Raw genomic sequence first — 23809 nt, 5'->3', positions numbered from 1 at the left:
GACATGGTTTTGTATAAACAATCATGTAATATAGAAGTGGTTGTTTGCTAACATCAGAGAAAGAGAGTGTGAAGAATAATCATGGAGGAACAAAAATTAGCGAGAGGATTAAAGAACAGACATGTTCAGCTGATTGCCATCGGTGGTGCAATCGGAACAGGATTATTTCTTGGTTCAGGGAAGTCTATCCACCTAGCAGGACCATCTATTTTATTTGCCTACATCATTACAGGCATCATCTGTTTTTTAATTATGAGAGCTTTAGGAGAATTGCTTCTTTCTAATTTGGAGTATCATTCGTTTGTTGATTTTGTACAAGATTATCTTGGCAGCATGGCTGCATTTATAACGGGCTGGACCTATTGGTTTTGCTGGATTACAATCGCGATGGCAGACTTAACAGCAGTCGGATTGTACACACAATACTGGTTTCCCACTGTACCGCAATGGGTGCCAGGTTTAATATTGCTTGTAATTCTTCTATGTATGAACTTAGCAACAGTTAAGCTTTTCGGAGAAATGGAGTTTTGGTTTGCGCTAGTTAAGGTAATTGCCATACTCGCATTAATTGTTGTCGGTTTATTTATGATCTTTAAAGGAATCACAACAGATGCCGGCCCATCAGGTTTCTCTAACTTATGGAGTCATGGCGGCATGTTCCCGAACGGTATGAATGGATTTATTCTATCCTTCCAAATGGTTGTATTTGCCTTTGTTGGAATTGAGCTTGTCGGATTGACTGCTGGAGAAACGGAAAAGCCAGAAGAAGTTCTACCGAAAGCAATCAACAGTATTCCAATCAGGATCTTGATATTCTATGTTGGGGCATTGCTTGTTATCATGGGGATTTATCCTTGGAATGCCATTAATCCAGCAGAAAGCCCGTTTGTTCAAGTGTTCTTGACAGTTGGAATTGCAGCAGCAGCCGGAGTAGTCAACTTTGTTGTCCTTACATCTGCAGCTTCAGCATGTAACAGTGCCATCTTTAGTACAAGCAGAATGGTATTCTCATTAGCAAAAAATGAAAACGCACCTGCACCAATGACTAAGCTGACAAAAAGACGTGTGCCAGCAAATGCACTATACTTTTCATTAGTCGTTATATTAGTGGCTGTTGTCTTAAACTATGTTATGCCTGAAGATGTATTTACATTGATTACGAGTATTTCAACTGTTTGCTTCCTATTCATATGGGCAATCATCGTCATTTGCCATATGTTGTATCGAAAAAGAAAGCCGGAATTGGCGAAAGGGAACCCATTTAAAATGCCCCTTTACCCAGCAGCTAACTATGTTATTCTAGCATTTTTGGCATTTATTTTAGTTGTCCTAGGTTTTGCAGAGGATACTAGAATCGCATTATTTGTGACACCAGTATGGTTTATTCTATTGATTGTCATTTATCAATTCCGTAAAAAAGCAGCTAAGTAAAAGAAGGAGAAAAGGCAGCGGATCGCTGCCTTTTCTAATTTTTACGGAAACTTTACAATAAAATAAAGTTTATCTTGACGTTCGGACAAACTTCCATTATTATAAATACATCAAGCAAGTAGAGCTGATAAATTAGTAGATTCATACATATTAAGATCCGATAGTTCAGCGGGAGAATACATCCTTGACAGGGATGGGGTCGGGGGTTCGAATCCCTCTCGGATCATCAAGAAGAGATCACTTTCCATAGAGGAAGTGGTCTTTTTTTGCGTTTTTTTAGTAATAAACGTCTAATCCTTCGCTATTTTTGATTAGACGTTTGCTGTCTTGTAATCAAGCTTTTAGTATTGCATGTTCTGCCCAGCCAATGATATTACCATTTACTCCGAATATTCTGCTATCCTAGCGCCGCCGAGTTTATATAACAACAGAAGTTGTTGGGCCATAAAAACAGGAGTCTCCATATAATCATTTTTTATCCAATACTTAGTCACACCAAATTGTGCAGAAGTAACATAACTAAGATAGATTTGTTGAGGTACTAATAAGTCAATGTCTCCCTCGGGATGAACGGTTGTTAAACCTTTTACTGTTTTTTCATAGAATATTTCTTGGAGTTTTTCGGAAAAAATCAATGGACCATTTTTTCCAAGCATAACAGTATAAAAATCTTTATGTTTATAAATATTTGTTAAGATTCCTTTGAATATCTCTTCTAATGTTTTGAGACTAAATGATTCTTTAGCTTCATTATGTATTTCAATTGCCTTTTCTAGATCATCCAGTACCTCTTTTATACTTTGTTCTAGTAAATCGAATTTATCTTTATAATGAGCATAAAATGTGGCGCGATTAATATCCGCCTTTTTTGTGATATCACTTACAGAAATAGAGTCAGCTCCCTTTGTTTGCAATAGGGTAAGATATGCACAAATAATAGCTTTCTTCGTTTTTGTAATTCTTCTATCTACCTTTTCCATTCGTACTCCTACTTTCGAATTATTTTCCCTATTTATAAAACGGTATGCAAAAATATGTTGCTTAAAATACATTTTTACCCATTTTAATGGTTTTATTTGGATGAAGTAGTTTGTAAAATTAATATACACATTGAATTATAACATACAGTGTGTTGGATAGGTGTTTAAACAAGGAGGGAAATGGATTGAGTAAATTACATGTTTTAATTGCTGGTGGGGGTATCGGGGGATTATGTTTAGCCCAAGCGCTAAAGAAGGCTGGAATACGATTTTCAGTATTTGAACGAGAAGATGATGTAGCAAAATCTGGTTACCGCTTGCATATGAATATGGATGGTGGTGAAGCATTAAAAAAATGCTTGCCAGAAAATCTATACCAACTATATATACAAACATCTAGAAAAAATCCTCGTCGTGAAATGGCTGTCTTGATTGATGAGCAGTTAAATGAAGTAGGAGTTCGCCCTCATATTGGCGCTCCCAATGATAAAGATTTTCCGCACACTGCTGTAAATAGAAAAACTTTATGTCAAATATTACTTAGTGGTCTGGAAGAAGATGTTTATTTTAACAAGAGAATAGTAGGGTTTGATCAAGATGAAGAGGAAGTGCGGGCCTATTTAGAAGATGGGACAGTGGTGCGGGGAGACATCCTTGTTGCTGCTGATGGCATAAATTCAGCTGTCCGAACTCAATTGCTGCCTGGAGTTTCACCGGTGGATACTGGTGCAAGAGCATTTTACTCGAAGTCACCTTTAACTAGTGAGCTAAGGGAGATTCTGCCAGAGGTTTTATTTGATGGTTTTACAAGTGTAATGGATGATAAGGGAATATTTATGGCAATTGGTCCATATGAAGCCAGACGACCAGTAATAGAGGCTGCCAAAGAACTGGCACCTCATTCAATCTTTGAACCTGTAGATGATTACATAATGATAACTTTAAATGTTTCAGCAAGGCACTTGAGCTTAACGGACGAAGAGCTTCGACAGTCTAATTCTAAGGTTTATCATGAAATCATGCTGAATTTTACGAAGAATTGGCATCCCGTTTTAAAAGGCTTAGTTGAACGAATACAACCAGAGACAGTTTCCCTCTTATCTGTTAGGTCTATTAATCCGATAGACCCTTGGCCAACAAGCCGCGTCACTTTACTCGGTGATGCTATTCACGCTATGCCGCCAAGCTTTGGAGCTGGTTGTAACCTAGCTTTAAGAGATGCCAGTATACTAGCAGAGCAAATAGCAGAAATGGAAAAACAGAATAAAGAATGGAAAAATGCGATATCTCACTACGAAGAAGAGATGCGTTTACACGATTACCCAATCTTTGAGATGTCCTCAAATATAGACTTAGCAAGAAAATTTAATCCTGTGTATAAATAATTAATCATCATTCCTATCCTGTTGTTTTCTTAAAAAAAGAGCAATAGGATAGGAATCGAAAAGTAGGAGTGGATAATGGATACCTATCAATTAATTTCAGAAGAAGCAAAGAAGAAATTGCTGATTATTTTAGCATGTTCGCTCGTGTTTTCATCCATGAGTGCCACTATGTTTAATGTTGCCTTGCCAGCAATAACAAAGGAGCTTTTCCTGACTTCCTCACAATCAAGTTGGATTGTCACAAGCTATATGATTGTTTATGCCCTTGGCTCTGTATCTTACGGAAAACTAGCTGATAAATATAAGTTAAAGAACTTGATAACAATAGGGATATTACTTTTTTCGCTAGGATCTTTATTAGGATTTCTCTCTAGTAGCTTTCCCTTGATTATTATTTCAAGAGTTATGCAAGCTATGGGTGCATCTGTGTTTCCTGCGTCTGCGATGATTATTCCAGCTCGTTATTTTTCACCAGAAACACGCGGCAGAGCGTTAGGGATGACATCAGCTGGTTTATCTTTTGGGGTTGCGATTGGCCCGATTATTTCAGGGGTTTTAACAACTGGTTTCCATTGGCATTATCTGTTTGCTTTATGTATTCTGCCAATCGTCTTTATCCCTTTATTTAGGAGTACGCTTGATAATCAATCAGGAAGTGATATTAAATTAGATTGGGTAGGAGCTATCCTTCTGGGGGGAATGGTTACTTTACTTTTACTAGGAATTTCGTCAAACCAAATGTTTTACTTCTTATTTGTTATCCTATTCGTTATTTTATTAATGTGGAGAATTAGGAAAGCAAAGGACCCTTTTATAAGAGGAGAATTATTTAAAAATAAAAAGTACACAATAATTCTTGTCTTATTTGCACTAAGCTCTGGTATTGGATTTGCTTTACCGTACTTAACGCCGCTATTTCTTTCAGATGTTTATCATATTAATGCTTTTACAAGTGGTCTTATAATGTTTCCAGGTGCCGCATTAACAGCACTGTTATCCAAAAGAGGGGGATCGCTTGCCGATAAAAGGGGCGCAGCCTTTTTAGGATATATAGCAGTAACCGCCTATTTTGTTTGTTTTATTAATTTAATATGGCTTGTCGGAAAATCTCCCTATTTCATTATGGTAATTCTCGTGTTTGGCTATATTGCGCAGTCATTCTTCCAAATGACCCTTGCAAATATGGTGTCACATGTATTGCCAAAAGCGGAAACTGGAGTAGGTATGGGACTGTTTATGCTGACAAACTTTATCGCAAGCTCCATTGCAACGACTTTAATGGGAACGTCTATTACTAGAGGCACCAGCTTTCTTAGCTTAAATATGTTTAACTTGGCAAAACAGGCAGCTGTTTATAGTGATATTTATCTCATGCTTACAGTGATTGTAGTTGTGATGTTTTGTATCTTTGTTTTTACTGTTGGTAAGAAAACTTATAGTAGAAATCTAAAAGAAAATGTATAAGTTTTTTAAAATAAATAAGGAGAGAGTAAACTTAGATGTAAATTCTTTGTTAACTTGAATATAACTAGATACTAACAATAGGCACTTTCTTTGGAGATAATATATCTCAAGAAAGTGCCTATTTTTTTTATGAGCAAAATTTCTAGTAATCAACGCAAATTTCTAAGAAATTATTTAATAAATAAACAATTCAACTTGATTTTTGGTATAGTAAAGATAAAGGTTGTTTAATAATGCAACAGAAGGTGATGTTAAATGAAGGTTTTGGCGATTGCCCCCTATGAGGGGTTAAAAGAATTAATCATAGAATTAGGACGTAATCAAGATTTTGAGATACATGTAGAGGTTGGAGATTTAGAGAAAGGAGTTAAGCTTGCCAGCCGCGCAGCTGAACAAGGGTTTGATATTATTATTAGCCGCGGGGGGACAGCAGAACTCATCCAAAAGAAAGTATCCATTCCTGTTATTGAAATTGAAGTTTCCGGATATGACATGCTCCGAGTGTTAACCCTTGTAAAAGACTATCCTGGTAAGGCTGCAATTGTTGGCTTTCCGCCGATATCGGAAGGAGCAGCAACAGTTTGCCAACTACTTGAAATGGATATTTCCCCGTTTGTTATTTCTAAGGAGGAGGAAGTACAGCCAACGTTAAAGCGGTTGCTGAAAAAAGGATATGAAGTCATTATTGGTGATGCCATTACTGTGAAGGAAGCAGAAAATCTTGGATTAAATGGAGTATTAATTACGTCTGGAAAAGAAAGCATCTTAAAGGCTTTTCAAAATGCAAAAAAAATACACCATTATTTTTCCATACTAAGAAGAAAATTATCGATTGCCGAACAAATTCTTCAAGAAGAAGATGGCTTTGTTGTGTTTGATGCAAAGTTTAATAGTGTCTACTCTAATACATGTTTCACTGAACAATTTAAAAAAACCTTTAAAGCTTCTGTCGATATCGAGGAGGCAGTGACAGAAGTTATTTCAAAAGGTGAATATTCCTCTCTAATTGAAAGTGATAATGTCTTTTGGAAGGTAAAGGGGACCGAAGTGGAAGGATTTGAACTTCCGCTAGTTTTGTTCCGGTTACAAAGAGTGACATCTACTCAAAAAAAGCTTTCTGATGGTATAACCATTATTTCTACAGTGATGAATTCCAGCCCGATTAAATCTTCTTTTATAAAAAATAACCAGATGAAAAAGATTATTCAATCAGCTGAAAAATTTAGTGATAAAAAGGAATCGATCTGGATCAGCGGTGAAAAAGGGACAGGGAAGGGGAAATTAGCTCATTATATCCATTTCCATCGTTCCAAACATACTTTACCCCTGCTGACAATAAATTGTTCTCTTGTAAATGAAGAACAATGGAAATGGTTGTTGGAGGATGAAGGTCTGCTTGCCTCCAATGAGAAGGGAACTATTTTTCTCAAAAATATCGATACCATTTCTTTATCGATTCAAAAGGATCTATTGTCTTTTCTTATAAAGCATAACCTGAAGTCGCCTATTATTGCATCATCAAGAGAGAGTATTTTGACCATGATTGAAACTGGTGCGTTCTCAAGTGATTTATATTTTTTGCTGGCCCGACTGACATTAACTCTTCCGCCGTTATCAAAGCGAAAAGAAGATATTGATCATCTCGCTCGTATTTTTATTAATGAAACGAATACAAAATACGGCAAACAAATTGCAGGGATTCGGAATGAAGCTATTAAGGAATTAGAGAATTATAGCTGGCCAGGAAACATAACTCAATTGAAACAAGTGATAAATGAAACGGTGCTGTTAGCAAATGGACCTTTTATTGAAAAAGAAGATATAAGTCATATTTTAAATACAAAGTTAAAAGAAACGGAAATGGCTCAGCTAAACCTAATAGGTACGTTAGAGGAAATAGAACAGAGAATTATCAGGCAGGTTTGGCAGGAAGAAGGTATGAACCAAACTAAAACAGCTGAGAGGCTGGGCATTAACCGAACAACTTTATGGCGAAAATTGAAGGAATTGTAAATAAAAACATCAATACTGTTTCAAAATTAAACAGTTTTGATGTTTTTATTATTTTATTTAAGATAAATATTGTGAAAATAAACAATATAATCTATAATTCAACATGTAAGCGTTCTTATAACTGTTTAAAAAATAAACAATTGAATTGGAAGGTGGAAGGATATGGAGCTAAAAGGGATTATTCCAGCTATGTTGACTCCATTAACGATAGAACAAAAAGTCAACGATTCTGTTACAAGACAATTAACAAACCATTTGCTTGATTCAGGTGTACATGGGCTTTTCATTCTTGGGACAAACGGGGAATTTCACCTGCTGAATAAGGAAGAAAAATTAACATTTGCCAAAATTGTCATTGAGGAAGCAAATGGAAGAGTACCTGTAATCGTTGGTACAGGCGGTAATAGTACAGAGGAAACGATTGATTTATCACAAAAAATGGAGCAGTTGGGCGCTGATGCTTTGTCCGTGATTACTCCGTTCTTTATATCGCCATCACAAGCGGAAATGGCTGTTCACTTTGAAAAGGTAGCAAAGAGTACTTCCTTGCCGATTCTACTGTACAATATCCCGGCTAGAACAGGGGTTAATCTTGAGCCAGAAACTGTTTCACGACTAGCTAAAGTACCGAATATTGTCGGAATCAAAGATAGCAGCGGCAACTTTGCCAACATTGAGAATTACATTAATGCAACAAAGGATGAAGATTTTTCGGTTTTTGCTGGTACAGATTCTTTAATTCTCCAAACCTTACAAGCTGGTGGAAAAGGAGCAGTTGCTGCGACAGCCAATATGGTTCCGGATGTAGTAGTTGCAATTTACGACAAATGGTTAGAAGGAAATATAGAAGCGGCGAAGGAAAATCAAGAAAAGCTACAGCCTCTTCGTGACACCTTTAAACATGGTACCTTGCCTTCTGTATTAAAGAAAGCGGTAGAACTTTACAGTGTTCCAGTAGGTCCACCAAAAATGCCTGTATCTGAAGTATCAGGAGATGCGCTAGAAATAGTCACTGAAATGGTGGAATGGTATAAACAACGAAAAGAATCGATTGTTAAATAACGATAGTAAAACACAATCATAATGAAATTAGAAAGGTGGATGGAAATGCAAACGATTTATCAATTTCAAACTGCGCAAAATATTGTCGCAGGTCCAAACTCACTTCAGTTGCTTGGAGAAAAATTAAACCTACTAGGAGTAGAGGTGAAATCAGCACTGATTATTACACAGCCGCCGATGGTGGATTTAGGTTTTGTTGAACAAATAGCCAATCCGTTAAAAGAGAAAGGAATATCTGTTGATACTAATACAAATATTTTACCTGAACCAACATTAGAAAATATTGAACAAGTTTTTGAAGCAACGGCAAGTAATAATTATGATGTATTAATTGGTATTGGCGGGGGAAGTGTTCTTGATACAACAAAAATTCTCTCTGTGTTAAAAACAAATGATGCATCTGTTGAGCAGCTATTGGGGACTGACCTTGTGGCGAATCCAGGAGTTCCGACAATTTTAATTCCAACCACTTCCGGAACTGGTGCTGAAGTTACACCAAATGCAATCGTTACCCTACCTGACCAAGAATTAAAGGTTGGTATTGTAAGTAAGTATTTACTTCCGACACTAGTTATCCTTGATCCTGTGCTCACTTTAAAATTACCTAAGCCAATCACGGCTGCAACAGGAATGGATGCTTTTACTCATTCTTTAGAATCCTTTATTTCAACAAAGGCAAATCCAATCAGTGATATGTTTGCATTAGAGTCAATCCGTTTAATCTCTTCCAGCATTGTGGAAGCTTATCAAAATGGAGAATCAATAGATGCAAGAGAAAAAATGCTGGTAGGGTCTATGTATGGCGGGATGGCTTTAACAAGTGCAGGAACAGCAGCCGTACATGCTTTGGCCTATCCTTTAGGCGGAAAATATAAAATTCCTCATGGTGTGGCAAATTCTATGCTCCTTCCACATGTCATGAAATACAATATGGATGCAATAACGGACCGATTGGCTTTAGTTGCTGAACCTATGGGAATCAGTACTGAAGGTCTTTCTAATAGCCAAGTGGCAGAAAAAGTTGTCGAAAAAATCGTTGAGTGGACCAATGTGTTAGAAATCCCTCAAGATCTTAAAAGCTATGGTGTTAAAGAGGAAGAATTGCCGGAAATTTCTGTATCAGCTTCACAAGTCACCCGTTTGTTAAATAATAATCCAAAAAAATTAAGTGTAGCAGATATTGAAGCGATTTATCGCCAGCTGCTATAATGCTAGATTATGAGAATATCAGTTATTTCGGATGATTTAACGGGAGCAAGTGATTGTGGAGGGCAGCTTATTCGTTTCGGTTTAAAGGTGTCCGTAATGGTGCAGGAACATTCTGAAAAAATGAGTGACTATGACGCAGTTATTTACAATACAGACAGCCGCTCTGTTACCGGGCATGAGGCTTATGAAAGCGTGAAAAAGGTATGTGACACGATAAAATCAGATCCAGTAGACGTAATCTATAAAAAGATTGATTCGACCATGAGAGGGAATATTGGGGAGGAAATCAATGCCATCTTTGATTCTTTTTCCCCGGATTTCGTGATCATTGCTCCTGCCTTTCCAGTGAATGGGCGTAAAGTCATCAATGGGATTCATTATCTAAATTCTGTTAAATTGGAGAATACCGAGGTGGCAAAGGATCCAAAAACACCTGTCCGGGATTCAGAGATTAAAAGATTGATAGAAAATCAATCAAAGCGGAAGGTAGAGCATATTACCTTTCAAGAGATTCATCAAGGGCATGACACTATCATGGAAAAATTGGTTTCCTGTAAGAACAATCAGATCTCTTATATTACAGTTGATTCTGCGCAAGAGTCTGATTTGGAAAAACTTGTCGAATTGATTCACCAGACTGATTTCTCCGTCGTTTGGGTTGGTTCTGCTGGTCTAATGAATTATTTACCGGAGATTTACGGGATGAAACAAGTCGAAAAAACGCTTCCTCTGCCTATCCATACTGAACCTGTTCTCTTAGTTGTTGGCAGTGTTAGTGAAACAGGCAGAATCCAGCTGCAGCATCTTTTGAACAATTCGGAAACGGTTGGACTGGAAATGAATTCGGTTAAAGTCTTACAGGACGAAGAATTAAAGGCAATGGAATTAATGCGAATTCTGTCTGAGGCTAAAGAGGCTTTATTTCAAGGGAAAAATGTAGTTTTATACTCTTCGAATAATGTGAATGAAACCCGTAACATTGGCGAGCAACTGGGATATGATGCTGTTAAAATTAGCAATATTATTTCCATGAGATTAGGTGAATTAGCAGCAGAAATCATCTCTATTCATGATTTAAAATATTTATTTTTAACTGGTGGAGATACTGCTCAGCAAGTTTTCCTACAATTAAATGCAAAAGAATTTATATTACTGGATGAAGTAGAATCTGGTATCCCGCTTGGCCGGGTATCCACTGATAAAGAATTTTTTATAGTTACAAAGGCTGGGAACTTTGGCTCAAAGGAAGTCATGTTAAAAGCACTTTATAAACTTCATGGGAGGGATTATGATGAAGCCGATTATAGGGATTACCATGGGCGACGCCGCAGGAGTGGGATCTGAGATTATCGTGAAAGCATTAGGCCATCCAGCTGTGTACGAAATATGCAGACCAGTTGTGATTGGGGACGCGAAAATGATTGAAAGAGCCATTCGTATTACTCAAGCACCATTAACTGTAGCAGCAGTTGCATCTGTCACTGATAGCAAATTTGAATTCGGTACAATTGACTGTATGGATCTGGATTTACTACCTGCTGACTTGCCTTTTGGAGAATTGTCGCCACAAGCAGGAGATGCAGCCTTTCAATATTTAAAGACAGCTGTTGAATTGGCAAAGAATAAAGAGATACAATCAATCTGTACCGCACCATTAAATAAAGAAGCGCTTCACAAGGGAGGACATCTATATCCAGGACATACCGAAATTCTTGCAGAATTAACGGAAACGGTGGATTATTCGATGATGTTATCTTCACCTAAATTGAAAGTGATTCATTTGACCACACATGTTGGTCTGATTAAAGCAGTTCAGTCGATTACACCAGAACGAACGTATAAAGTAGTAAAGCTTGCTCATGAAACATTAACACGTGCAGGTTATACAAATCCAAGAATTGCGGTTTGCGGTATCAATCCACATGCAGGTGAAAATGGCTTGTTTGGTGAAGGGGAAGAGGAAGAAAAACTAGTTCCGGGAATTGAGCAAGCAAGTGCTGAGGGAATAAATGTAAGCGGTCCACACCCTGCTGATACCGTGTTTTTCCGTGCAGTTCGTGGTGATTTTGATTTGGTCGTCGCCTGTTATCATGATCAAGGCCATGTGCCAATAAAAGTATTAGGATTAGAAGAGGGTGTTAATATAACGGTTGGTTTAAATGGCGGAGTTATTCGTACCTCTGTAGATCATGGTACTGCATTTGATATTGCTGGAAAAAATATAGCTGATGAAAGAAGTATGCTCGCAGCCATCCAATCTGCCGCTGAATTGTCGCCAAAAGAAGTTTGCAAATAAGAATTTGATACCTATTAATTAGTACAAGGGGACTTAAAGTGTAATTTCCTCAAGTAAATGGCTTTATTTTAATTTTTAGCAACTAGGAAATTTTAAGTTCCCCATATGGTATCGATACAAAATTCAATAGAACAGTGCATGTAAATATGTAACCCCTTACTTATGGTGGATAATAGTCTGGTAGAGAACTTTTAAAGGGTACCTGCATAGCAAATACTGTTTATCCTAGAAGAGCGGATATTAAAATAGAAATTTAATTAAAAAGATAAGGTGATTAGTATGGGTAATAATAAATTAGTAATAAATGAGTCCATTCCAAATGGTAAATTATATCATGATGCTTATACAAATATTGATTTTTCTCTCATTCCATCAGGGCCTTTTTCAACAGCACATGCACCAACTATTATTAAGATAGACAATGGAGATTTATTATGTGCATGGTTTGCAGGTTCGTTTGAAGGCAGTCCTGATATTTCCATAGTATTATCGAAATTTAATCATGATACGCTAGAGTGGAAGGAACCGAAAATTATTTCGCAAGATGATACTCGCAGTGAGCAAAACCCATCATTCTTCCAAGCACCTGATTCATCAGTATGGTTAATCTATACATCTCAGGAAGGTCGCCAACCAGATAAAGATAATATGCAGTTTACATCCATTATTAAATATCAGAAAACATACGACAATGGTGAAAATTGGACAAAACCAGAAGTATTGTTCAGCCAGCAAGGGACATTTGCTCGACAAGCTATTCAAGTATTAAGTAATGGTAGATGGATATTCAGCACATGGGTTTGTGAGGATTCAGAATTAGGACTTACAAACGATCCTACAGTATTTCAAGTATCAGATGATGAAGGATTAACATGGAAAGAAGTACGCATGCCTGACAGTAACGGACGAGTACATGCTAATGTTATAGAATTAGCAGATGGCCATTTAGTGGCATTTATGAGAAGTAGATTTGCTGATTATATTTATAGAAGTGAATCAACAGATTATGGAGATTCTTGGACAGTGCCTGAGCCAACCATCTTACCAAATAATAATTCAAGTATAAGTGCAATCAAACTTGATAACAATGCCATCGCAATTGCCTATAATGCAAACTCAGCTCAAAACCCTGAAAAAGGCAAAGTAGCATGGCCTGGATTAAGAAACCCAGTAGTCGTGTCTGTGTCTGAAGATGGCGGAAATACTTGGCCTATCGGTCGAATTATTGAACACGCAGAAGGTTTCATCGGAGCAGAGAATAAAACGAATAATTCACAATTTGAATATCCTACGATTTATCAAGATGCAAAAGGGATTTTACATTTAGTCTACGCTTATAAAAATAGAATATGTGTCAAATATAACAGTTTTTCAATTCAAGATATCTATGGTGAAAAACGGGAAAATGAAGGAGTTTACAATCCTACATCGGGAGAAATAAGTTAGATTGGTAGTTTCCTTTCTATACAGGCTTAAATTAGTCCCTTACCTAATAAGTGAACAGAGTAGGGGACTGATATAAAAGGAGAATGCTTTTTCTGTTTGTTTGTAAGCGTAAACATAATAGGTTAGTATCAATACCGCTGTAACTCCCTGACAGGAGCTTAAGACTTTAACGCCGACTAAGATTGTTAAACATCTTAGCAGGTTTCTACATGCTATTGTTTTTCCAATATAGGAAAAGGTACTTGGTCAAGACTGCTCTAATCAGACTATTTGAGGTTGACGTTTAAGCTCTTTATGCTGATAAGGACAGAGAATAACCGCCAGTATGAATGGCATTACTTGATGCAAACATTTGATGGTGCATTTCATCTGCCTAGCTATCTTAACCTTGAGAAATATGTTCGCATTACCGAGCAGAATTTGGTGTGCAGAAATAAGCAGCTGTTTAAGGCAGACTTAGAGACCTTGATAGTTTGAAATATAAGCATACTGTCATTATTTAAGAGAGGAGAAACAAAAAATGACAATGGAAATGATTCTTGCCCTTGGTATTTTGATTCTGATGATTGTCATGATCATGTCAGATAAATTTGCCTTCGGCGCACCACCAATCCTGGCCTCCCTTCTGCTAGTAGTCACCGGTTTGTCTACTGTTCAGGAGGCTTTCGCCGGCTTCGTAAATCCAAGCGTTATCATGGTTGCTGGTTTTATGGTTGTTATGGCAGGACTAATGAAGACTAGCTTGATTAGTAAGGTTCAATCTTCTATGCTCAAATTAGTTAATAAGGGCGGTTATAAAAGCTATGCTTTTTTACTAGTAGTAGTTATGCTTGGGGCTAGTTTAGCAGGTACTGGTTCTACTGGTTACTATGTACTAATTCTATCGTTGATAGCTACAATCCCTTATAATAAAAAAATGCCTACGTCCAAACTGATGATGCCTTTAGGATTTGCTACTAACCATCCTTTACTCCCTTTCAATGTAGCTCTCTTATATGGTGTTACGGTAAGCGTACTGGAAACAGCAGGTTATACTGGCGGGATTTCTATGTCAAAATTTGCTGTAGTGAATTTTATTTTGGCTATTGGTTTCTTAGCATGGAGTTTGATTGCTTATCGTCTTTTACCAGATCATCCGATTACAGAAGATTCTGGATATAGTGAAGTCGCGGTTACGACAGAAATTGTCACGATGCCTTCATGGAAAGAATACAGTACCATCGCAGCATTTATCCTAAGTGTAATTGGTATGATGCTTATGAACGTGTTGGGCAATGCCGCCTATGTAATTCCTGGCCTTGCAGGAGCATTTTTACTAATAATTAACGTGCTTGACTTCAAGGAAGTCCGCGATAATATGGGTGCACCTGTAATTCTTATGATGGCTGGCGTTATCGGCGTTGCTGACGCTTTGGCTAACTCTGGATTTACAGCAATGATTGGTGACATTGTGGCGAATTCATTGGGTACAGATATTCATCCATTCCTTCTTATCTTTATTTTCGCACTTCTAACTAGTACTTGTGCTACTTTTACTGGTTCAAATATGGGTGCTGTATACATCTTTGCACCTATCGCTATTGCAACGAGCATTAGTTTGGGACTTAATCCTGCTGCCGCCGCAATTGCAGTTGTAGTATCTGGATGGAACGGCGGATATATGCCAGTCGATGGTATGCCTGCGATGATCTTAGGAATGGGTAAATATAAGCTTCCCCAGTTCTGGTTATTTACAGTACCTATGTATCTAATTCGTATCTTTGCACTATGTGTCGGTGCTATTCTTATGTTCCCTGTAAACTGATAAGGCGTAAGTTGGAATAGAGAAGAAAAGAAGCGATAGAATTATATTTAAATTGTGAATGTTAAAGAGCGCCATTGTTTGAAAGCGGATTCAACATATTTGTGAAAATGTCTAAACCTAGGATGCATATGGGATTAGACATTTTTTATTATATAGAAAAGGAGCATTTCGGCTTTCTTCTACAAAAGAAACTTTCGCTTTTACAACAAAAGAGAAGTTTAACCGGTATAGTCATTTAGATATAATGAGTTAATAAGTAAAAATTCGAAAGGAAGATGACTATGATATATATCGCTCTTCTTCGCGGGATAAATGTTGGTGGGAAAAATAAAATGGACATGAAGCAGCTTAAACAGACTTTTGAACAAGCAGGGATGAATGATGTGGTCACATATATCAATACAGGAAATATCATTTTTTCATCGATAAGTACTTCAAAAACGGATTTATCACGCATTTTGGAGGAAGCGATTCACTCTGATTTCGGATTGAAAATTAATGTATTAATATGCAGCTTTGATGACTTCAAAGCAATCATTCATTCTATTCCAGACACTTGGAGAAATGACAAAGACATGAAAAGTGATGTATTGTTTTTATGGGATGAAATCGATGATGAATCTGTACTAAAAAACCTAGTCATCAAACCAGATATTGACAGAGTGGTATATGTTCCCGGTGCCATTTTATGGTCCGCAGAAAAGAAAAATATAAGTAAAAGCGGAATGGTAAAGATCGTTGGTTCAAAGTTATATAAACAGGTTACTGTTAGAAATGTCAACACCGCTCGGAAGATATATGAACTATTGCAACAAAACAGTTAGTTAGCAGATGATCAAGTTACATTGATTATTCAAGATTTTTATGTTGGAAAAGACATATCTTGGATACGAACAAAGAAACGGTTCAAAAAAAGATGAACCGCTTCTTTCCTGCCTATTCATTGCTGTTTAAGTAGTTATGCAGAGATTTTTCATAGATTATACTTAGTTAATCTTCTTGCAGCAATTCCTCTATAAAAATAATAGCAGCATCATAAGACTCCATTTCAGTGATATTTATTCCTCTGTCAGTGGCAACATGTGCTGCAAATTGACCCCATTCTTCTAAGGTTTTAACTTTGTCTAAGACATCTTTAACTTCTTCATGCTGTCCTTGACCAACATAATCCACTAGTCGGTTTTTATCCCATTTCTCGCCAAATATGCTTGCTAAATAATCATATAAATTCATCCTTTTCCTCCTTTTTTCAATCTTTCTTATTTGATTATGCTATCTAAACCTTAACGTATTCATACATAATAACAACAGCTTTTATCCTTCTAAGACACATTTCTCTTATGTGATTTTCTAGCTTTCTTACGAGAGAAAACCAAGGAGATGATAAAGGCAATAAAACAAGTACCAGCTAGAAATATAAACGCTGCTTTCATAGAGACATGCTCATAAACACTGCCGCTGATAATTGGGAAAGTTGTCATCCCAACGGCATAGACAGCCTGGAAGAAGCCCATTGCAGTTGAGCGTTTTTGCTGAGGAATAGATTGGAGCGCCTCAGAAGTTAACAGCGAAAATAAGATACCCGTACCCATGCCAGGGATTAATTGTAAAAAACAAACCATTAAAACGGAACTAGATTGCGGCACTAACAAACAGTAAATGCCAAGTAATAAAAAACTGGAATAGATCCACTGTTTTTTTGTGAGCAGCTCAAGGAATTTCGTTGAAGCAAGCTTAGCAAAAAAAACAGCAGAAATCATATAGATGATAGAGGAAAAACCAATTTCCATATTTTTGGCGCCCAATTCCTGGATAACTTGATTTGTAAAGGACATGGTTGTAGCCATTTGCACACCTTGCTGTACTAATGCTAAACAGGAATAAAGTAAAAGGTTCTTATCTTTTAATACCTGTAATAACTCCATTACAGAAACTTTAGGTTGATTGGTCGGTTTTGTTGTACGAAGGAAAAAGGCAAGCAGACATGCGATAAGGCCAGCTCCTAAGCTAAAGGCGCAAATCACCATCATGCCGACAGTATCATACAAGAAGGTGCTAGTGACAAATGCTAGTAATATCCCAGTGTTATTAGCCATAATGATCTTGCTCGTTGCGCGAGTCTGAGCTTCTTTATTAAAAAAGCTCATATACAATACCATAAAGGAAATCCAAGTTGCACTTGCTGTCCCTGATAATATATTTGCAATTAAAAAGCCCGTTTCATCTGGTAACAAAATTCGAAAAAAGGAAGCAGTACCAGCAAAAAATGTTCCCAAAATAATAAAAAGCTTATGATTACTGCTAAGATCAGCAAGAATACCTACTGGCAATCGTAGGGCAAGTTGTGAAATTCCATATGCACCGATAATAGCACCTACTACATTACTCGAAATATGGGCTAGCAGTAGATAGGTAGTTTGATAAGGGATATATACATATTGAGCGAACCAAAAAAACACCACAATCCATAAAATAAGCGATGCTTGGTTCCTTTGTATAGTTTGCATGGATGAAAATCTCCTTTCCGAATTATCTGTCTAGTCAGTAGATTGAAATACAAAGTTTGCACCGCATTGGTTAACGTTAAGTTTTAAAGAGTAAGACAACTTCACCTTTCGTATTTATACCTTCTATGTAGAGACTATCTATATATATATCAGAGTATACAAAAGAAAATGAATGTTCAATAATTTCGCTTTGAAAATTAGTTAGAGAGTTCAGTGCAAAATGGACAGGGCTTTAGGTAGGAATAATCTATCCAGCTAACCAGAAATAGGTCACTTTCCATAGAGGAAGAGACCTGTTATAAATTTTACTTATCTTTTTCTTCTATCCGTAATACTTTTAAAATTCGATGGTAGGGACATTTCATGGGGGCTGTTTCATCATCGCGGAGAAAGTATTGCTTCCATTCTAGATTATCCGTCTCTCCATATGTGTTTAAGGAAGGGTGGATGCCGATTTTATCATAGTTTTTAAGTCTTTGCCGAATTTTTGTTTTCACCCGCTCAGCGAAAGTTGGTTTTTTAGTGAATTCCTTCAAGACCCACCTTGGCGTAATCGCAAACATCATAGTTGGAAAATATCTGCTTTGCCGATTTTTGTGGGCAGGTGTGGCGCAATACATGAAGTACTGCTCGCCATGAAAGCAAAACTCCCATAACGAATGATGCGGGTCCTTAGGAATATGTTCTGGCCATTCCATTTTATCGAGTGCAGCAAGCGTGCTTAATTGCTGCCAAAAAAGCTCCTCATATTGTTCTACACCGCAATCGGTTTTTAACTCATCAGGTGTTTCGAAGAAAATGATCAGAGAGGTATAATTTCCGAATGACCTGGACTGTTCTGTATAAGAGAGCAGCAGTTCTCCGAGCTCCACACTGCTGCTCTCTACCCGTGGATCGCCGATAAATCCGTATCGCAATTGATTTTTTCTAAATCCAATAACCGCAGGTATGCAAGGGAAGGGTTTATCCACATCCGTCATCTTCGCTTCAAAAGCTTCTAATGCCTTCTCTTGACATTTAGTTAAGCTGTTTATCGGCAAGGAGTCTTTATTATATAGAATGTTAATCATTATCACCTCACAATCGGTACTAATACTCTATTCAACTGGGAACAAAAGGGAAATATGTCCACTTAGGTCTGTACATTTCGTGTATAAATTTGACCTTTCGGTTGGAGGATTTATAAGAGCTGGTCAAGAATAGGTAATGTATAGTATTGCTTGTCATTTAGGCGATTAGGAGTGATTGAATTGCGGAAAAATCAGCTTGCGTTTGTTTTAATTCTAGTACTAATAGTTCTGTTAGTTGTGTATGGAGCCTACAAACTGATGAATTCACGCACTGTTCAATTGGTTGGGAGTATCGTAAATCACATCGATACGGAGGAAAAGCTAGTGGCATTGACATTTGATGACGGACCGACAAACAATGTCGAAGCACTTCTGCCGCTATTAGAGGAATATGATGCGAAGGCGACTTTTTTTTTAATAGGAAGTGAACTAGAACAGAACATGGAATTAGGAGAAGCGATTGCAGATGCAGGCCATCAAATTGGAAATCATACATACTCTCACAAGAGGATGGTTTTTAAGTTGCCTTCCTATATAAAGGAAGAAATAGAAAGCACAGATAGCTTAATTCGAGATACAGGCTTTGAAGGGGAAATTGATTTTCGCCCTCCATACGGAAAAAAACTAATTGGGTTACCTATATTTCTTGAAAAAAATAACAGGGAAACGATCACCTGGAATTTAGAGCCTGACAAGTTTTATCAGTCAGCAAAAGACAAGATACAATATGTGAAGGAAAATATCACACCAGGATCGATTATTCTTCTTCATCCGATGTATGACAAGACTGGAGAGGAATGGAATACAACAGAAGGGATACTTGATGCATTATCAAAGGATGGATATATATTCGTAACAGTAAATGAGCTTCAAGAAGCAGGCAGTTAGACGATAATAAATATAAGAAGAAACAGGATACACTAGCAGTATTAAATTGGATTAATTTACAAAGGAAATAAAGATTGCTATCCAGTTTTTCCGCTCATATAATAGACAAATATATAATGTTTAGTACTAAAGAACTATTTGGTAGAGATACAGAAGGGGAAATTTTTATGGACTTCACACAGCATCTGTCTTTTTTAAAACTGCAAGAGCCCCAGCTTCGATTGTTAATTGATTTAATAGAGGAATTTATTGTCGTAAAGGACGGTGCCGGCAAATGGATTCTCACAAATAAGAAGGTCATTGAATCATACCGGCTAGCTGGTGTCTGTTATCAAGGCAAAACAGATGTAGAGCTTGCCGAGCTTATACCAGACATGGGAGATAAATTTATTCGTAATCACGCAACAGATGAATTGGCTTGGGAGAAAGGCAGCTCTCTTAAAATGGAAAAATCATTAGTTGATCAAAATGGTGTGGAAAATACGTGGGAAGTCATTAAAACCCCTGTTTTTGATGGTGAAGGACAGCGCAGTCACCTAATTATCGTATCTCGCAATATTACAGACCGGAAGAAATCAGAGCAATTACTGCATGCAAGTGAACGGAAATTTCGGGTTATTACGGAAAAGATGAAGGATATTATTTTGCTTGTTGATAGTGCAGGCTCCATTCAGTATGTTTCTCCTTCCTTTAAGAGAATTCTCGGCTTTGACAGCTGTCCTTTAAAGGGAGAAAGCTTATTTACATTTCTCCACAAACTTGATGCAAAACAAATGCAAGAACGGCTTGATCGTGTAGTGGAAAAGAGACATGTTGATTATAAATTTGAATTTAGACTAATAGATGCCGCCAGTCAATACAGATGGTTTGAAGCAAATGGCTCTTGTGTAAGAGGAGACGACGGGGAACTTGATTATATCATTTTAGCTTCCAGAGAAATTTCGGAACGAAAAGAGTATGAACACAGGCTCGAGGAAATGGCTTATCAGGACTACCTCACCAAAATTCCGAACAGGCGCTCTTTAATGAAAAACTTGCCAAGGCTTATTTCAGAGTCCGAGCAAACGAATAAAATGCTTGCCCTTGCCTTTCTTGACCTTGATTTCTTTAAGCAAATTAATGACACATACGGTCATGAAATTGGAGACAAGCTGCTTGCTCTGTATGTCAGAAGAATAGAGAAAAATTTGCGGTTAACAGACAGTATTGCTAGAGTAGGCCGAGATGAATTTGTTATTACTATTGAAGGGCTGAATAGTAAAGAAGAGGCAGAAAAAATCATTTCCAGATTATGTGAAAGCTTAAAAGAGCCTTGGGCAATTGATGAGAACCATGTATTAAAAACATCGTCCTCCATGGGTGTTGCTCTTTACCCTAATGACGGGTCAACGATTGAAACACTGTTGAATATGGCCGATACAGCACTATATGAAGCAAAGAAAAACGGCAGAGGTCAATACCAGTTTTATTCAGAATCCGCTTTAGTATGAAAATATAACCAGCTTCCTTTTTTTGAAGCTGGTTTATTTTTGTAGATTTGAATTTTAAACAGGAACAAAATGAACATTTGTACCTATTAGTTGTTAATAACCGGATATTTATCTTCTGGAAATCATATGGTATTCTAAGTGTAATATAGGAAAAAAGTAGGGGTGGGGTCTTTGTTTTTAACGAAAAAAAGAGCGAAAAGAGAAACAGCTGAACAATTCACATTAGGGGATGTGGAGTTAAAGGTTGCTAGAAACAGTGAGGTATACAAACAAGTTCAGATGATAGGTTTAACAGCAGAGGATTTAATCCAGCTTAAAAGGATGCATATCTATGTGCTGAATAATATCGGGGGAATTGTAGACAGATTTTATAAAAATTTAGAAAATGAGCCGTCTTTGCTTGGAATCATTCAAGATAACAGCTCTATAGAGCGCTTAAAAAAAACACTGCGAACACATATAGGTGAAATGTTTGCCGGTGAAATCAATCGTGAGTTTTTGGAGAAACGGATACGAATTGCTCATGTTCATGTCAAAATTGGACTGCAGACGAAATGGTATATGTGTGCATTTCAAGATTTGCTGCTGTCCTTGCTTGGGTTGATTGAAGATAATTTCCCAAATAAAGAGGAGCATATGCCGTTAATTAGGGCTGTGTCAAAAATTTTAAACTTGGAACAGCAATTAGTTCTTGAGGCTTATGATGCAGAATCAGACCGAATTAAAGCGGAAGGGGAACAGGAAAAGCTGCTTATTCGCCAAAGTGTAGCAGAGGCTTCAGAAAATCTTGCTGCTATCTCTGAGGAAACAAATCAATCGTTTCAGGACCTTGTTGGTCAGTCTAACGACATGATTATATTCGCAAAAAAAGGTGCAGACTTATCCAATTTGGCAGAGGAGCGAGCATTACAAGGCAAACAGCAAATTAACATGCAAGCAGCCACAATGGAAAATATTCACCATAAAGTCAATGAAATTACAGGAGATGTGCATGTCTTGCTGTCTATCACCAATCAAATGGCTGAAATTATTAATATTGTGAAAGGAATTGCGGAACAAACCAATCTCTTGTCTTTAAATGCAGCTATTGAAGCAGCAAAGGCCGGAGAACATGGATTAGGTTTTTCTGTCGTTGCTGGAGAAGTGAGAAAACTTTCTGATGATACGAAGAAATCTGTCGCCAATGTGGCCACCTTGATTCAAAATACAAATGGACAAACAGAAAAACTGACAAGCTCTTTAGATAAAATCATGGAAGAAATCTCAAAAGGGAATAAAAGTATGCAGGAAACAGCTGAGCACTTCCAGCATATTTTAGAAGCAATGTGTGAAACAAAAGGGCAAAACAACAGGATAGATGAAAAACTTGCTTCTTTCATACAGCTCATCAATGAAATGGGCAGCGATTTTAAAGAGGTGGCTGTATCTGCAGACAAATTAACATGGATTGCTAAAGAGATGGAATAAACAAAAAAGGCTGGCAGCGCCAGCCTCATTTTTTAGTGGTTTGTTCTTACATGTTGATCAGATGTCTTTTCCTTTGGTGACATGAAAAGCATACCGATATTAATCAGACCAGCGATTCCGACAAGTCCATAAACAATTCTTGATAATGCTGCATCTTGTCCGCCGAAAATAGCTGCTACAAGATCCCATTGGAAGAATCCTATTAATCCCCAGTTAATTGCTCCGATAATAGTTAGAACTAATGCTGTTTTCTGTAATGCTGTCATGACTATTCCTCCTTTTAGTGTATTTCGTTCTTAGTTTGTATTTACACTGTATGGAGGAAAGTGAAACATATTGTGAAAAGGTAAATGTATCCAAAAAGACCCTCCTCATAAAGGAAGGGGGGATAAAATTAGTTTTTACCATAGAAGGTAATAAAATTTTCGTAATAATTGTCTGCATATATAAACTCTAAATTTTTACCTTTAGCCATTTTTAAAGTGATATAACCACTTAAGCTTTTTCCTTTTGAAAGCATCTCGGAACCTTCTAGTTCTTCATCTTCATAATCAACTGCAAAGTACCAATTATCAAATACATCATAGTATTTGTTGTTGACATAACCTTCAGAAAGCCAGCCAATATAATCCCTTGCTCCATAATTAGTAATAGTTACAGGCAATGCGATATAACTGTTATTTCCATCGAATAGATAGCTCTCCCCATATTCGTTAATCGGCTTGTCTATCTTCACTGTAAAATTGCCAACACGTACAGTTTTACCGAAAGGCACCTTGCTAACTTTTTTTGCTGCAAGCTTAGAAGAATAAATATAACCAGTTTTTCCTTCATACGTTACCTTATACATTTTACTGCCAATCACCGATTGTGTGACAAGTTTAGCGTTTACAGGAATGGATATTAGCTTTTTCTGTTTTTTAGATGTATTGTCATATAAATTGGCGTTATCTTTTGTGTAAAGCGTCACACTTGTAAGTTTTGTTGAAAGCTTGGATGCATACACATAACCTGTTTTACCGTCGAATTTCACTTTATACATTTTGTCTTTTTTCGCGCTGGTTGTAGTCAGCTTCGTGTTAACTGGGATAGACTTCAGCTTTTTTGCGTTGCTTTTTGTACTGCTGTATAGATTTGCAGTTGACTTTATGTAATAAGTGTAAGATGAGGCAGCACTTGCTGTTTTTGTAAAGTCAGTCTGGAATAAAAGATTTGCTGCTAATGCTAATACAATAAGAAATGAAATCTTTTTGAAAAGTTTCTTCAATATTCTTCCCCCTAGTTTTTCTCTCTTTTC

General features: G+C 37.1%; 20 protein-coding genes and 1 tRNA gene. 15 read left to right on the top strand and 6 right to left on the bottom strand.

What is annotated here, in order from left to right:
* Nucleotides 1-81: 81 nt before the first annotated feature.
* Both L8T27_RS11075 and L8T27_RS11070 read left to right on the top strand, forming a co-directional pair.
* The gene (locus tag L8T27_RS11075; protein ID WP_233313626.1) at nt 82-1431 is read left to right on the top strand and encodes an amino acid permease; all 1350 of its coding nucleotides are present in this window, start codon (nt 82-84) and stop codon (nt 1429-1431) included.
* A 154-nt stretch (nt 1432-1585) separates the two neighbouring features.
* A tRNA-Val gene (locus L8T27_RS11070) sits at nt 1586-1657 on the top strand.
* A gap of 154 nt (nt 1658-1811) precedes the next feature.
* Here the strand turns inward: L8T27_RS11070 and L8T27_RS11065 are convergent.
* Nucleotides 1812-2411: a TetR/AcrR family transcriptional regulator gene (locus tag L8T27_RS11065; RefSeq protein WP_233313627.1), complete on the bottom strand. Its 600-nt coding sequence runs from the start codon at nt 2409-2411 to the stop codon at nt 1812-1814.
* Nucleotides 2412-2596: 185 nt separating this feature from the next.
* Between L8T27_RS11065 and L8T27_RS11060 the strand changes: the two genes are divergently transcribed.
* From L8T27_RS11060 to L8T27_RS11015, 10 genes are all read left to right on the top strand, one after another.
* Entirely contained in the window at nt 2597-3796 is a 1200-nt protein-coding gene (locus tag L8T27_RS11060) for an FAD-dependent oxidoreductase (protein WP_233313628.1), read from the top strand.
* A gap of 75 nt (nt 3797-3871) precedes the next feature.
* Nucleotides 3872-5260, top strand: a complete 1389-nt coding sequence (locus tag L8T27_RS11055) for an MFS transporter (protein WP_237941553.1) — start codon at nt 3872-3874, stop codon at nt 5258-5260.
* 255 nt (nt 5261-5515) lie between these two features.
* Nucleotides 5516-7273 (top strand): sigma-54-dependent Fis family transcriptional regulator, encoded by a 1758-nt coding sequence (locus L8T27_RS11050; RefSeq protein WP_237941552.1) that lies wholly within the window; start codon nt 5516-5518, stop codon nt 7271-7273.
* Between the two features lie 162 nt (nt 7274-7435).
* Nucleotides 7436-8335, top strand: a complete 900-nt coding sequence (gene dapA, locus L8T27_RS11045) for a 4-hydroxy-tetrahydrodipicolinate synthase (RefSeq protein WP_233313631.1) — start codon at nt 7436-7438, stop codon at nt 8333-8335.
* Nucleotides 8336-8380: 45 nt separating this feature from the next.
* Nucleotides 8381-9544 carry an iron-containing alcohol dehydrogenase gene (locus tag L8T27_RS11040; RefSeq protein ID WP_237941551.1) on the top strand — a complete coding sequence of 388 codons (1164 nt, stop codon included), beginning with the start codon at nt 8381-8383 and terminating at the stop codon, nt 9542-9544.
* A 9-nt stretch (nt 9545-9553) separates the two neighbouring features.
* Nucleotides 9554-10888: a four-carbon acid sugar kinase family protein gene (locus tag L8T27_RS11035; RefSeq protein WP_237941550.1), complete on the top strand. Its 1335-nt coding sequence runs from the start codon at nt 9554-9556 to the stop codon at nt 10886-10888.
* Nucleotides 10836-11840, top strand: a complete 1005-nt coding sequence (pdxA, locus tag L8T27_RS11030) for a 4-hydroxythreonine-4-phosphate dehydrogenase PdxA (RefSeq protein ID WP_233314741.1) — start codon at nt 10836-10838, stop codon at nt 11838-11840. Before L8T27_RS11035 ends, pdxA begins: the two co-directional genes overlap by 53 nt.
* Before the next feature lie 279 nt (nt 11841-12119).
* On the top strand, nt 12120-13286 hold the full coding sequence (locus L8T27_RS11025) for a sialidase family protein (RefSeq protein WP_237941549.1): 1167 nt from the start codon (nt 12120-12122) through the stop codon (nt 13284-13286).
* Between the two features lie 520 nt (nt 13287-13806).
* Nucleotides 13807-15090: an SLC13 family permease gene (locus L8T27_RS11020; protein WP_237941547.1), complete on the top strand. Its 1284-nt coding sequence runs from the start codon at nt 13807-13809 to the stop codon at nt 15088-15090.
* A 281-nt stretch (nt 15091-15371) separates the two neighbouring features.
* Nucleotides 15372-15914 (top strand): DUF1697 domain-containing protein, encoded by a 543-nt coding sequence (locus L8T27_RS11015; protein WP_237941546.1) that lies wholly within the window; start codon nt 15372-15374, stop codon nt 15912-15914.
* Between the two features lie 166 nt (nt 15915-16080).
* Here L8T27_RS11015 and L8T27_RS11010 read toward each other — a convergent pair whose 3' ends face one another.
* The 3 genes from L8T27_RS11010 to L8T27_RS11000 all read right to left on the bottom strand — a co-directional run bounded on the left by L8T27_RS11010 (nt 16081) and on the right by L8T27_RS11000 (nt 18664).
* Nucleotides 16081-16323, bottom strand: a complete 243-nt coding sequence (locus tag L8T27_RS11010; RefSeq protein ID WP_237941545.1) for a hypothetical protein — start codon at nt 16321-16323, stop codon at nt 16081-16083.
* 89 nt (nt 16324-16412) lie between these two features.
* Nucleotides 16413-17597: an MFS transporter gene (locus tag L8T27_RS11005; protein ID WP_237941544.1), complete on the bottom strand. Its 1185-nt coding sequence runs from the start codon at nt 17595-17597 to the stop codon at nt 16413-16415.
* Between the two features lie 305 nt (nt 17598-17902).
* Nucleotides 17903-18664, bottom strand: a complete 762-nt coding sequence (locus L8T27_RS11000) for a YqcI/YcgG family protein (RefSeq protein ID WP_233314742.1) — start codon at nt 18662-18664, stop codon at nt 17903-17905.
* 213 nt (nt 18665-18877) lie between these two features.
* Here L8T27_RS11000 and L8T27_RS10995 point away from each other — a divergent pair, with 213 nt between their 5' ends.
* From L8T27_RS10995 to L8T27_RS10985, 3 genes are all read left to right on the top strand, one after another.
* Nucleotides 18878-19555: a polysaccharide deacetylase family protein gene (locus tag L8T27_RS10995; RefSeq protein WP_481858860.1), complete on the top strand. Its 678-nt coding sequence runs from the start codon at nt 18878-18880 to the stop codon at nt 19553-19555.
* 167 nt (nt 19556-19722) lie between these two features.
* Nucleotides 19723-21045: a sensor domain-containing diguanylate cyclase gene (locus L8T27_RS10990; protein ID WP_248574439.1), complete on the top strand. Its 1323-nt coding sequence runs from the start codon at nt 19723-19725 to the stop codon at nt 21043-21045.
* A gap of 171 nt (nt 21046-21216) precedes the next feature.
* Nucleotides 21217-22512: a globin-coupled sensor protein gene (locus tag L8T27_RS10985; RefSeq protein WP_237941541.1), complete on the top strand. Its 1296-nt coding sequence runs from the start codon at nt 21217-21219 to the stop codon at nt 22510-22512.
* 32 nt (nt 22513-22544) lie between these two features.
* On the opposite strand, the gene L8T27_RS10980 is transcribed toward L8T27_RS10985, so the two are convergent.
* Together L8T27_RS10980 and L8T27_RS10975 are read right to left on the bottom strand one after the other, a co-directional pair.
* On the bottom strand, nt 22545-22778 hold the full coding sequence (locus L8T27_RS10980) for a DUF378 domain-containing protein (protein ID WP_233313642.1): 234 nt from the start codon (nt 22776-22778) through the stop codon (nt 22545-22547).
* 128 nt (nt 22779-22906) lie between these two features.
* Nucleotides 22907-23779: an SH3 domain-containing protein gene (locus L8T27_RS10975; RefSeq protein ID WP_237941540.1), complete on the bottom strand. Its 873-nt coding sequence runs from the start codon at nt 23777-23779 to the stop codon at nt 22907-22909.
* Nucleotides 23780-23809 lie beyond the last annotated feature (30 nt).

The sequence above is a fragment of the Niallia sp. Man26 genome (genome assembly GCF_022049065.2).
GTDB lineage: Bacteria > Bacillota > Bacilli > Bacillales > Cytobacillaceae > Niallia.
The sequence above is the reverse complement of the archived record's forward strand: the minus strand, read 5'-3'. Positions and strand labels throughout refer to the sequence as shown.